This window comes from Nannocystis bainbridge (assembly GCF_028368995.1).
In the GTDB taxonomy this organism is placed as follows: domain Bacteria; phylum Myxococcota_A; class Polyangia; order Nannocystales; family Nannocystaceae; genus Nannocystis; species Nannocystis bainbridge.
Window position 1 is genome coordinate 1,352,961 of the sequence record NZ_JAQNDL010000003.1, and the last position, 12,094, is coordinate 1,365,054.

Here is a 12,094-nt window from a genome sequence, read left to right on the forward strand (position 1 = left end):
CAGATGCACGGCGGCCACCAGCGCATCGACGTCGAGTGGCTCGCGCTCGCCGCGGGCCTCAAGCCGGCGATCCGGATCGCCGCAACCGCGCTCGAGGCGAGCGCGATCGCGGGCCGGTTCCAGGCCATGGGCGCCGCCGTCGTCACCGCGCGCGGGCCGGTCGGCGTCCACCGCCACGAGCACACCCTCGTCTACGTCGCCCGCGACGCCGAGGCCGCCGCGGCCGTGCGCGCCGCCGAGCGCCCGCTGCTCGCCACCCACCTGCCGCCGCGCGACAAGGCCTACTACGCCGGCGAGCTCGGGCGCCGGCTCGGTTACCCGCGCTGCTGCGTCGAGGCCTTCACCGCGCGGGTCCTCCGCGGCCCCGGCAAGCTGCGCGCCGGCGACCGCGACAGCGTCCACGAGGACTACGTCGCCGCCCGCGACGCCCACGTCGCCAGGCCCGACTGGCGCCTCAACAACCTGCTGCTGCGCCAGCACCTGCGGCTCGTCACCTTCGAGCCGTGCCGCTACGACTGCGCCCTCGCCCTCGCCTTCGCCGCCGAGGTGCTGCGCCTGTGCCAGGCCAGCGACGCGCCCTCGGCACATGTCCTCGCGGACAGGTTGCAGCGCCCGCTGGTGCTGACCGCCGCCGGCGCGCGCGCGTGGGCCCGGCTCGAGGGCGGCGGCTCGCCGCGCATCGTCGCCGCCGAGGCCCCACGCGCCGGCGACCCGGGCGCCCGCCCCGACCCCGCCGACGAGGCGCTCGCGGCTCGCCTGCCGCGCCTCTCCCTCACCGAGCTCGGCGACCCGCCGCCGCTGCTGCTCGACTTCTCAACCTGAACGCCCGCACCTGTTACCCTCCCGACCGGAAGACCACGCCATGCCCCTGTCCCGCGAGCAGATCGTCCAGCGCGTCGCCCGAGAGCTTCGCGACGGCTACTACGTCAACCTCGGCATCGGCATGCCGACCCTCGTCGCCAACTACATCCCGGCCGGGATCGACGTCGTGCTCCACAGCGAGAACGGCCTGCTCGGCATGGGTCCGTTCCCGCGCGAGGACGAGGTCGACCCCGACCTCATCAACGCCGGCAAGCAGACCATCACCTTCCAGGCCGGCGCCTCGTTCTTCGGCAGCCACGACAGCTTCGCCATGATCCGCGGCGGCCACATCGACCTGTGCGTGCTCGGGGCCATGGAGGTCAGCGAGCGCGGCGACCTCGCCAACTGGATGATCCCCGGCAAGAAGGTCAAGGGCATGGGCGGCGCCATGGACCTGGTCGCCGGCGCCCGCCGCGTCATCGTCTGCATGGAGCACAACAACAAGGACGGCGAGCCCAAGCTGGTCAAGTCCTGCGCCCTCCCCCTCACCGGCAAGGCCGTGGTCCACGAGGTCGTCACCGACCTCGGCTACTTCAAGACCGGACCGAAGGGCCTCGTCCTCGCCGAGATCGCGCCCGGGCACACGCTCGACGAGGTCCGCGCCCGCACCGGCTGCGAGGTCCACGTCGAGGGCGAGCTGGCCACCGTCGCGGTCAACTGAGCACCTGGTCGCTGCGACATCCGCTGAAGGTCGCGGCCGCCAGCGCACCCTCGACCCGCTGACGGATCGACCGTTATCCGGCGCGCGCTCGCCTCCGCCGTCGCGCCGGCCTGCGAGCGCGCTCCCCGTCCACGCGCCCCGCTTCGCCGGCCGTTTGCGAGCCGCGCGCGTCATGCTCTACGGTGGCGCGATGGCTCGTTCGCTCGTGCTCGCCGCCCTGAGTCTGCTGTCCGCCTGCGGCGACCCGGTCGCCGAGGACAGCGCCACGAGCACCGGGACCACCGGGACCACCGGCGCGTCGGAGTCGATGAGCACGACCTCGGTCGGGACCGACGGACCCGCGACCACGGACGAGCCGACCGGCGGCACCGCGGGCACCACGGCGTCGACGACGACGAATACGGACACCGCCACGTCAGACACCGATGCACCGGCGATGGACTGCTACGAGGGCAGCATCGTCACCGCGGTCGCCGAGCTGAGCGCGGAGCGGTTGGTGGGGAAGAACTGCATCCTCGGCGACGTGTGGATCGTCGAAGGCACCGGCCCCGACCTGTGGTTCTTGAGCGAGATCCGCTCGATCGGCGGCTACTTCAAGATCCAGGGCCCGCACGAGATCGTCAGCCTCCACGGGCTGGAGAAGCTCGAGTCGGTCGGCGGCTCCATGTATATCGCCGAGACCCCCGAGCTGCAGGACGGGAGCGCGCTCGCGGGGCTGGTGTCGGTCGGCGGCCCCCTCGAGATCCGGGGCGCGAACAAACTGGAGACCCTGGACCTCGGCTCCTTGACCACGGTGAACGGCGACCTGCGCCTGTCGGCGGGGCTCGCGTCGCTCGACCTGACGGCGCTGACGAGCGTGCCCGGCGACCTCGTGCTCGAGCACACCCGCTTGACCGACCTCGCCGGCCTCGCCGCGCTCACGTCGATCGCGGGCCTGCGGCTCGCGGACAACGCCGAGCTCGTCGACCTGAAGGGCCTGGACGTCGTCGTGCAGCCGGACGCGCTCCTGGAGATCGAGCACAACCCGGTCCTGGTCGACCTGGACGGCCTGTCGGGCCTGACGACGCTGAGTCGTCTGGAGGTGCGGAGCAACCCGGCGCTGACGAGCCTGGCGCCGCTCGCCGGCACGTCGGTGGCGCACGCGTTGATGATCGTCGGCAATACGAAGCTCACCGCCTTGCCCCCGCTGCAGGGCGAGGTCGGCCTCCTCGACGTCAGCAGCAACGCCGCGCTGCTCGGCCTCGCAGGGCTCGAAGACGTCGCCACGACCCACGAGCTCAGGATCGACGGCAACGAATCGCTGACCGACCTGCAGGGCCTCGCCGGCGTCAGCGCCGAGCTCCAGAGCATGGCGATCACCCACAACCCTGCGCTAGCGACCCTCGCCGGCCTGTCCGCCGTCACGAGCGCGCTCGAGGTGAAGATCGTCGGCAACCCGCTGCTCGCGTCGCTGGAGCCGCTGAAGAGCTTGCAGTCGGTATCGTGGTTGACGCTCGCGCAGACCCAGGCCGCGGCGCTGCCGGCGTGGCAAGACCTGACGAGCCTGGGCACCCTCGTCCTCACCGACAACCTCGCGCTCGCGTCGCTGAAGGGGCTCGAGAACCTGGCCAGCGTGGACTCCTTGCACATCGGCCAGAACCCGCTGCTGACCACGCTGGCGCCGCTGCAGGACGGCGCGCTGATCGAGGTCGGCCAGGCGTACGACGTCTCGGGCAACCCGAAGCTGCCGAGCTGCCTGGCCAAGGCGCTCTACGACTCGCTGCAGTCGCCGCCCGCCGATTTCTGCTACGACAACATGGACGACGCGTGCAGCGGGCTCGGCGGCTGCGTGATCCTGCCGATGCCCTGAGCTGCGCGTCGCCGAGCTCGGGCCGCAGCGAGGTGCTCGCGACCGGTGGTCATACCAATGCCTTCAAAGACATGTCTTGAGAGACATTATGATCACACCGACGCGCACCGCGGTCGTTCGCGGCGGCGGCAGCCTCGGGCTCGCCACCGGCGATCCAGCGCTCACGGCAGCGCGCACACGCCGACGTTCTCCAGGCCCACCGGCGCTTCGCCCGGGTCGTAGTACGGCCGGCATTGCTGACCGACCCCCGGGCAGGCGGGGTTGTCCAGGGCGCAGTACGGCGAGCAGCAACCCGGGCCGTCGCCGCCGCCGATGCACTCCACGGCCGCGTCTTCATCGACGCAGTTCAGCCCGGGCGCGCACTGCCAGTCGCCGCCGCAGCCCTCGAACAGCTGGTTGGCCGGCAAGTCCGAGACCCCCAGGCACACGAAATCGACGCCGGCGTACTGGCAGGTGTCGCCCGCGGGGCAGCTCGGCAGCAGCGGATCGCAGTGCGGCACGCACAGCGGGATCTCGTGATAGCCGAAGCACGCCGACGCGCTGTCGCACAGCGGCTGACTCGAGCTGCCCTGACACATCACCGCGCAGGTGCCGGTGCCGGTCTGCGGATCGGCGTGGTCGCAGAACAGGCCGACGTCACAGGTATCGGGCCCCAGGTGGCCGAGGACCAGCTGCTGACACGATTCGCCGGCCTGGTCCGGCTCGGCGACGATCGATGAACAGACGATGCTCTCGCTGTCGAGCGGAGGCGGGCCCTCGGCGCTGCACTTGAACCCGCTCTCGCAGTCCTGGGCGTAGACGTCGCACGCGGCCGGCGGACCCGGCGGGACGACGAACACGGCCCCGGTCGGGTCGTCGCAGGTCGTGCACGTGGAGCCGGAATCACCGCTGATGGCGCCGGTCGAGCCGTCGCTCGCGGTGCCGGTGGAGTCCGGGGTCGGGTCGGTGGTGGTGGTGCTCGCCGGCCCCGACATCGAGCCGCCGCTGCCTCCGCCGGTGAGGATCGGATCGAGGACGCCAGGGTCACAGCCGAACAGGGCCAGGACGAACAAAAAACGGGTTGAGACTCGCATGCGCAGAGGGTCGTGCGAGCCCCTCCGGACGGCTCAGTTGTTTTCGCCCGCGAGAAATACGAAGCTCTTCGTTGACACTACGAAGATCCTCGTACATCATCCCGAGCGATGCCACCGCCGCGCCCGACTGACGCCGAGCTTTCGATCTTGCGGGTGTTGTGGTCGACCGGGCCGGCCACCGTGCGCACCGTGTTCGAGGCGCTGCAGGCCGAGCGGGCGGTCAACTACACCACCGTCCTCAAGCTGCTGCAGATCATGACCGACAAGGGGCTCGTCACCCGCGACGAGAGCGCGCGCAGCCACGTCTACGTGCCCGCGCAGGCCGAGGCCGAGACGCAGGGGTCGCTCGTGCGCGACCTGCTCGACAAGGCCTTCGCCGGCTCGACGTCTCGCCTCGTCATGCGCGCGCTCGAGGAGCGGCCGGCCAGCGCCGACGAGCTGGCCCAGCTGCGCGCTCTGCTGGCGCGGCTCGAGCGAAAGGACGGGCCATGACCGCCGCGCTCGCCTTCCTCGGTGTCGTCATGCTGCACGCCACGTGGGCCGGCTTCGCCGCCGCCGGGGTCGCCGCGATCGCCCTGCGCCGGCTCGGCGCCGCCCGCTCGCGCCGACGCTACGCCGTCGCCCTCGCCGCCTTGCTCGCGGTCCCGGCGGTCGCGGTCCTGTGCGCCGCCGCCCCGCGCCTCGCCGCCGAACCCGATGCGGTATCCGCCGCCCTCGCCGGCCTCGCCGCGCCTACCTCCGACTCGCTCGCCGGCCTCGCCGCGTCCGCCTCCGACTCGCTCGCCGGCCTCGCCGCGACCGCCTCCTCCAGCCTCATCCCGGCCTCGCTCGCCGGCCTCGCCCCGCCCGCCTACTCGCTCGCGCCCGCGACCCCGTGGCTCGGCCTCGCCTGGCTCCTGGGCACCGCCTGGGGCCTGCTCGGCCTCGCCGTCGCCTCCGCTCACCTCGCGCGGCTGCGGCGGCGCGCCCGGCCCCTGCCCCGCGCCCACGCCGAGCGCCTGCTCGCGCGGGCCCGCGGTCAACTCGACTACGCCGGCGCGATCGACCTCGTCATCTCGCCGGACGTCGGCGTCCCCACGGTGCTCGGCTGGCGGCGTCCGCTGTGCGCCTTGCCGGCGGCGGCGCTGACCGCCTGGCCCGGCGACGACCTCGAGTGGTTGCTGGTCCACGAGCTCGCCCACGTCCGCCGCGCCGACATTGCCTGGGGCTGGGCGCAGAACCTCGTCGAGGCCGCGCTCTTCTTTCACCCCGGCGCGCGCTGGCTGTCGCGGCAGGTCCGCCACGAGCGCGAGTGCTGCTGCGACGCCGCCGTGCTGGCCCGCCCCGACGCCCTCGTCCCCTACGTCCGCGCCCTCGCCCGGCTCGCCACGGCCGATCGTGCGGCGATTGGTCCGGCCCTGTCCGCCACTGGAGGAACCCTCGTGTCTCGCATCGAACGCCTCGTCGACCCCACCCTGCCGCTGCCCGCCTGCTCGCGCAGCCTCTGCCTCGCCCTCGTGCTCGCCGCGTTCGCCGGCGCCGGAGCCCTCGCCGCTTGCGAGACCGAGGAGGCCGACACCGCGCCGACCCGGCCCACCGCCGAACCGCTCGTCGCCCCGCCGACCCCGGCCGAGTCGCCGGCGGCCAAGCCCGAGAGCGAGGCCCCGATCGGGACCCCGATCCCCAGCGACATCGATCGCTACCCGATCCCCTTCATCGAACCGCCCGAAGGCGAGGAGGAGATCGACACCGGCTGCTGACCGCCGCGGAGCGGTGGTCACGGCCAGGCTTCAGGCCATGTAGAAATAGACATGTCACATCGGACATGTCGTAACGGGCATGTCGCAGAGAGCATGTCGTAACGAGCATGTCGTGACGGCCATGCAAAGTCGGAGCGTCGAGCGGCGCGCGGATCTCCATGCGCCATAGCGACGGCGGCGTGAAGCGTTCGCCGCGACCGCGGAGCTCGCCGGGACTCTTCTCCAGGAAAATGTCCGAGAGGACATGTCCTCGAGGCTCGGCGAGCCCGCCTCGCGCCACCAGCCGGGCACCGCGAGGCGCCCGGCGAGCTCCCGGCGTCGCCATCAGCCGGACGTCGCGGGGCGCCCGGCGGACCCGCGCCTCCCGGCGTCGCCAATGGTCGGGCGCCGCGGGGCGCCCGGCGGCTTCACGCCTGCACGTGGCTCGGGTCCATGTAGGCCAACTCCCAGTGGTGGCCGTCGAGGTCCGCGAACGCGCGGTAGTACATGAACCCGTAGTCCTTCGGCTCGCCGATCGCCTTCCCGCCGGCCGCGACCGCCGTGTCGGCCAATTGGTCGACCTCGGCGCGGCTGGTGGCCGACAGCGCGAACAGCCCCTCGCGGTGCGTGCGGGTGTCGCAGATCCCCTGCGGCGTGAAGTCCCTGAAGCGCTCCTCGGTCATCAGCATGAAGAACGCCTCTTCGCTGACGATCATGCAGGTGCACTTGTCGTCGGTGAACTGCGGGTTGAAGGTGAACCCGAGCTTGGTAAAAAATTCGACCGTGCGCTCGAGGTCGCGGATGGCCAGGTTGACGAACAGCTTGCGCGGGTTGGTGATTGCCATGGTGGTTCCTCCTTGAAGGTTCTGAACTGGAGACCGGAGCCCTTCCCTGAACTCATCGGTCGCTCGCAAAATTTTTTAGGGTTCGAGGGCCGGCGGCAGGCCGAACCGCGGGAACAACGCCGCGGTGTCGAGGAACGAATTGAGGCCGACGACCTGCTCACCCGCCGTCTCGAGCACGATCAGCGCCCACGCCGTGTGACCGCCCTCGGGGCTCGGACGGTACTGCCCGAACGCCAGCGAGCCTGAGGCCGCCGTCGGCACCAGCCGCGAGCCGCGGCAGCCGCCGCCGCGGCCCGTCAGCCAGGCGCGCAGGATCGGGTGCCCGCGCAGCCACAGCGAATACGGCGGCATCGACAGCGTGGCGTCCTGGTGGAGCAGGCTCGTCAACGCGTCCATGTCGTAGCGCTCGAAGGCGTCGACGAACCGCTCGAGCAGCTGCGACTGCGAGCTCGACAGCGGCGCTCGCTCGGTGGTCACGCCGCGGCTGGCCAGGGTCGCGCGGGCCCGCTGCAGCGCGCTGTTGACCGCCGCGACCGAGGTCTCGAGGCTGCCCGCGACCTCGGCCGCCGGCCACCCGAGCACCTCGGTCAGCAGCAGCACCGCGCGCTGCTTCGGCGGCAGGTGCTGCAGCGCGGCGACGAAGGCCAGGCGGATGCTCTCGCGCAGGCTGGCGCGCTCGTACGGGTCGGCGTCGGCCGGCAGCACCAGCGCGTCGGGGATCGGCTCGATCCACTGATCGCCCGGCAGGGCCACCAGGCTGTCGTCGATCGTGCCCATCGGCCCGAGCTCGACCGGCCGCCCGCGCCGCGCGCGATGGCCCAGAGCGTCGAGGCACACGCGGGTGGCGATCCGGTACAGCCAGGTGCGCAGCGACGACCGCCCCTCGAAGCGATCGAGCGCCCGCCAGGCCCGCACCAGGGTCTCCTGCACGGCGTCGTCGGCCTCGGCGGCCGAGCCGAGCATGCGGTAACAGTGGCCGGTGAGCGCCGCGCGGTGCTGCTCGAGGTCGTGCGCCGTCGCGGGGGAGCTGACGACTTCGTTCATCGCCGCCGAGGTGTACCAGGCCCGCCGGCCCCGGCAAAGCGCCCTGAAGCCGCCGGAGACGCGGCCTTCGTCGCAACCGAGTAGCGAACCGGAGGTCGCGGGCCCGGACTGCGAACCCCGACGCAAGCCCTCGCCGGGTGACCTCCGCTCGCGCGAGATCGCGGCGCACGGAGCCCCGGCCCCGTTCGCCGCGGGGAGCTCACGGCGCCGGGTCCAGGCGAAATCACCGCGAGCGACCGAGGCGGCGATCCACGCGCAGGCGCGGGCGGCCTCTCATCCGGGCCCCGGCCCGGGCCCGTCGCCATCACCTGGCCTTCGAGACAGCTTTTAAAACCTGCCTCTCGGGATAGGTGCGCCACACACGCAGGCGCTGCCCGGCCGCTCAGCCGGTCGCGGGGATCCGCACCTGCGCGGGCTGACCGCCGGCCTGCACCGGGCTAGATTCGTCGCATGCGCCTGTTTGGCTTACTGCTGCTCGCCTCGGCCTGCACCCTCGAAAACCCCGCGTTCTTCGTCACCGACGGCGCCAGCGGTGACCCCACGCGCCCGACCGCGACCTCGAACACGCCCACCGCGCCCGGCACCGACGCGACCAGCGAGCCGCCCGCGACCACCAGCGAGCCCATCACCACCGGCACGAGCACCGGCGGCCCCACCAGCGATCCGCCGGCCACCGCGACCTCGACCACCGTCGACACGACCACCGACCCGACGCCGATGACCGCCAGCAGCAGCAGCAGCAGCAGCGGCGGCGACGACACCGACCCCGTGGCGTGCGGGTTCCTCGACGTGACGGGGCCGATGCTGCCGGCGCTCCTGCTGCCGAACAAGGAGCCGCTGAACGCCGACCAGTGCGCGCAGGTGCAGATGAAGGAGCTCACCGGCAAGCTCTACGCCGGCCCCGGCGGGTTCCAGATCGAGACCCACCAGGACTGCCCGTCGCAGAACCTGCCGGGCCAGGGCTTCGCCTTCAACATCTTCATGCCCGACCTGCCGGTCGCCCAGGGCGAGTGCGTCAAGCTCGAGCTCACGCTGCACCCCGATCAGCCGAGCTGCCTGGTGTCGTCGCTGATGGTCAAGCACCAGGGCTCACCGGTCCTCGTGGGCAGCTTCGGTCGCGCGAACTTCGGCCCCGAGGTGCCGTTCCAGCTCGGCCTGCAGCCCACCGGCACCTGCGCCTGCCCCGACTGCTGCGCGCCCGGGCTCGACCCCGACCTCTACCGCTACCAGCTGTCCGCAGGCGAGGTCGCCGAGGGCCAGACCCTGATGTTCGAGCACGGCGGCAAGCAGCACGTGTTCTCCAGCATCCGCGCCCACGTGCACGCGCCGCCCGAGTGCACCGAGCTGCCGCCGCCCGAGTGGCAGCACCTCGACTGGCTGGCGATCCGCGTCGAGTGAGCGTCAGTCGAGCGGGTGCATCGCCCCGCGGATGGTCTGGTGCACCACCTGGGCGCCGACCTCGAGCCGGCGGGCGATGTCCTCCATCACGTGCAGCTCCTCGTCGCTGACCGAGCCGTCGGCGGCGGCGACGATCGTCAAGTGCTGCACGAGCTGGGCCCGGTTGCGCAGCGGCACCTCGAGCGCGGCCTGGATCCGCCCGTCGAGGTCGCCGAGCAGCTTGGGGATGTCGGCCGGCTCGTCGGCGTGGTCCGAGCCGAGCAGGCGCCCGAGGGCGTCGAGCTCGGCCGGCTCGACCCCGCCCGACGCGGCCGCCACCGCCAGCCCGGCGGTGTAGAGCAGCCGCCGCAGCGTGTCCGAGGTCTGGCTCTTCTCCTCGAGGTACGACGGCTCCATCAGCTGCAGGTCGCGCTCGATCACCTGCTCGACGTCCTCGAGCTGCCACGCGCTGTCGGTGCTGCGCCCCAGCGCCTGCAGGTACGGCTCCGAGCGGCTGAACGCCCACACCGCGCGCACCCGCACCGGGTTGTACGGGTGCGTGCTGAAGCAGTCGAGGGTGTCCTCGTCGTACTCCTTCTCGCGCGCCTCGGGGGCCGAGGCCAGGCTCTCGACCTGGCGGGCGAAGGTCGCCAGGTCGGGCCGCACGCGCTCGCTGGCCATGCCGCTGGCGAGCTTGAAGAAGCCGCTGGCGGCCGCCTCCGGGTCACCGGCGCACAACAGGCCGATGCGGTCGGCCGACAGCTCGGCGCTGCGACACCACGCGTAGAGCCGCAGCGACGTCGCCCGCGACACGAACGGGATCCCGAGCTCCTCGATGGTCGCGGTGATCGGCATCGGCAGCCCGTAGTGATCGAACACCGCGTGCCCGAGCTCGTGGCCGATGACGAACCGCAGCTCCGCCGGCGTGAACACCTCGAGCAGCCGGCTCGACAGCGTCAAGATCGTCGGGCCCTTGATCTCGCGGTAGCAGGTGGCGTTGAACTGGTGCTCGGGGGTCACGTAGACCTCGACCGGCGTCTCGTAGCCGAGCATCTCCTTGCACTGCGTGACGGTGTCGGCGATCTCCGGCGACATCGAGCGCGTCAGCCGGAGCGTCGAGCTGAGCAGGTTGCGCCGGTAGCCGTAGCCCTTGCCGCCGCGCCACTCGCGGAGCTTGGCCAGGGCCTTCCGCACCCCGAAGTCCTGCATCACGTCGTCGCGCAGCTGCTGCTCGCGCCGGACCTGGAACTGCCGCGGATCAATGCGCATCACTCCACCTCTCGCCTCACACCTGTCTTCACGAACGAAACGCGCCGCCCGGACCGCCACGCGGCACCGGGTCGGCGCGCCTCGCTACCTGCTCACGCGATCACGCGCGGGCATACTTGAGCGTCAAGACCTCGAGGATCTTGGTCGCCAGGCTGTCCTCGACGTTGAGCACGCGCTGCATCGCCTCGAGCATCGCGTCCTCTTGCTCGTCGACGTCGCCGCTCGACATCGCGATGTCGGCCGCCAGCAAGTAGGCCTTGTTCTTGACCATCTGCGACGAAAGATCGCCGAGCGCCTTGACCGAGTCCTTCAGGTTGGGGAAGCGCTTCAGGATCTTCACCGCCTCCTGATACACGTCGCCGAACTCCTTGCCCTCGAACTCGGGCAGCTGGGCGAAGTAGCTCTCGACGGTCGGCAGCTCCGCCTCGTCGAAGCTCCCGTCGGCGCCGCACATCAGCAGCATCCCGTGGAGGAGCAGGGCGTCGTCGGTGGGCTTCTTCTGCGGCGTCACCTTGCCGGTCAGTTTGGACAGCAGACCCATGAGGTAGTCACTCCTTGATCCCGCAGTGCGGGCGCAGGCAGTGTCGGCGAGGCGACGGCCGCGTACAAGGGTCAAACGCCGGCGTCGGCCGGATCGGGCGATTGCCACGCAAACGTCGTTTACATGGCGATTGAAGCGTTTCGGCGCGATACGTCGGCGGTCGCGGGCGGCCGTCCCCACCTCGTGCAGCGACAGGGCGGAGCGCCGCATCGCCGCAAAACCGCGTACTGCCGGCGACCGAGCCTGACCCCTGCACACACAACGACCGCCGACCCGGGCGTAGATCTCGCCCGCGGACAGAGGTCCGTGGCGCGACGACAGCCGCGACCTCGGGCCGCGCCGGCAAGCACCCCACGCCGACCTCGACGCCGCCGGTCGGCCGCCGCGAGCCGCGATTCCCTCGCTCGCGCCGGTTTGACCGCGAGCGCGCAACACCAGCGCGAGCGCAATCGACGCCAGCGCCTGCGTAAGCATCCGTTCATTTTTCTCGGCGGCCTTCACCGCGAGCCGCGGCCGCGCGCTCGCACGAAGCGGGCCACGACGCGCCATCGACAGGCACACCCATGCTCGCTCCGCCGCCCACGAAGCTGCGCCTGACAGCGAGGATGCGGGCCGCGACCGCGCCATCGCCGGGCTCGCTCGCGCTGGCCGCGGTTCGTGCTCCACTGCCAGCGGCCACGCGCCGACGCACCGCCGTCGCTTCGCGGCGGGCGGCCCCATCGCGGCAGACGACGCGGATGAAGCCCCGCGCGGCGGACGGTGAAATTTTCGTCATGCGCTCGTGTCGACCCCCGTCTGTGTGCACGCTCGAGCCCACGGACGCCGTTCGAGGCGCGCCGTGTTCGGGCCGACGCCG

At 71.9% G+C, this 12,094-nt stretch carries 11 protein-coding genes; 6 read left to right on the plus strand and 5 right to left on the minus strand.

From position 1 onward, the window contains the following. Positions 1-3: 3 nt before the first annotated feature. From POL25_RS30625 to POL25_RS30635, 3 genes are all read left to right on the plus strand, one after another. On the plus strand, positions 4-822 hold the full coding sequence (locus tag POL25_RS30625; protein ID WP_272089803.1) for a hypothetical protein: 819 nt from the start codon (positions 4-6) through the stop codon (positions 820-822). 40 nt (positions 823-862) lie between these two features. Continuing rightward, positions 863-1,522, plus strand: coding sequence for a CoA transferase subunit B (locus tag POL25_RS30630; RefSeq protein WP_272089804.1), 660 nt, complete (start codon positions 863-865; stop codon positions 1,520-1,522). A 190-nt stretch (positions 1,523-1,712) separates the two neighbouring features. Then, positions 1,713-3,371 carry a leucine-rich repeat domain-containing protein gene (locus POL25_RS30635; protein ID WP_272089805.1) on the plus strand — a complete coding sequence of 553 codons (1,659 nt, stop codon included), beginning with the start codon at positions 1,713-1,715 and terminating at the stop codon, positions 3,369-3,371. A 161-nt stretch (positions 3,372-3,532) separates the two neighbouring features. Here POL25_RS30635 and POL25_RS30640 read toward each other — a convergent pair whose 3' ends face one another. Beyond that, complete coding sequence (locus POL25_RS30640) at positions 3,533-4,444, minus strand: hypothetical protein (protein ID WP_272089806.1); 912 nt, start codon at positions 4,442-4,444, stop codon at positions 3,533-3,535. A 108-nt stretch (positions 4,445-4,552) separates the two neighbouring features. Between POL25_RS30640 and POL25_RS30645 the strand changes: the two genes are divergently transcribed. After that, positions 4,553-4,936, plus strand: coding sequence for a BlaI/MecI/CopY family transcriptional regulator (locus POL25_RS30645; protein WP_272089807.1), 384 nt, complete (start codon positions 4,553-4,555; stop codon positions 4,934-4,936). Next, entirely contained in the window at positions 4,933-6,183 is a 1,251-nt protein-coding gene (locus tag POL25_RS30650; RefSeq protein WP_272089808.1) for a M56 family metallopeptidase, read from the plus strand. The genes POL25_RS30645 and POL25_RS30650 overlap by 4 nt, the downstream gene beginning before the upstream one ends. Positions 6,184-6,590: 407 nt before the next feature. Here the strand turns inward: POL25_RS30650 and POL25_RS30655 are convergent, their stop codons facing one another. Then, positions 6,591-7,007 carry a VOC family protein gene (locus tag POL25_RS30655; protein ID WP_272089809.1) on the minus strand — a complete coding sequence of 139 codons (417 nt, stop codon included), beginning with the start codon at positions 7,005-7,007 and terminating at the stop codon, positions 6,591-6,593. Positions 7,008-7,082: 75 nt separating this feature from the next. Next, a complete protein-coding gene (locus POL25_RS30660) occupies positions 7,083-8,051 on the minus strand; it encodes a sigma-70 family RNA polymerase sigma factor (RefSeq protein ID WP_272089810.1) in 969 nt (322 codons plus the stop codon). 450 nt (positions 8,052-8,501) lie between these two features. On the opposite strand from POL25_RS30660, the gene POL25_RS30665 reads away from it, so the two are divergent. After that, positions 8,502-9,449 carry a hypothetical protein gene (locus POL25_RS30665; RefSeq protein ID WP_272089811.1) on the plus strand — a complete coding sequence of 316 codons (948 nt, stop codon included), beginning with the start codon at positions 8,502-8,504 and terminating at the stop codon, positions 9,447-9,449. Between the two features lie 3 nt (positions 9,450-9,452). On the opposite strand, the gene POL25_RS30670 is transcribed toward POL25_RS30665, so the two are convergent. Together POL25_RS30670 and POL25_RS30675 are read right to left on the minus strand one after the other, a co-directional pair. Then, on the minus strand, positions 9,453-10,697 hold the full coding sequence (locus tag POL25_RS30670) for a M48 family metallopeptidase (protein WP_272089812.1): 1,245 nt from the start codon (positions 10,695-10,697) through the stop codon (positions 9,453-9,455). A 100-nt stretch (positions 10,698-10,797) separates the two neighbouring features. Beyond that, positions 10,798-11,238 carry a tellurite resistance TerB family protein gene (locus tag POL25_RS30675; protein WP_272089813.1) on the minus strand — a complete coding sequence of 147 codons (441 nt, stop codon included), beginning with the start codon at positions 11,236-11,238 and terminating at the stop codon, positions 10,798-10,800. Positions 11,239-12,094: the final 856 nt, after the last annotated feature.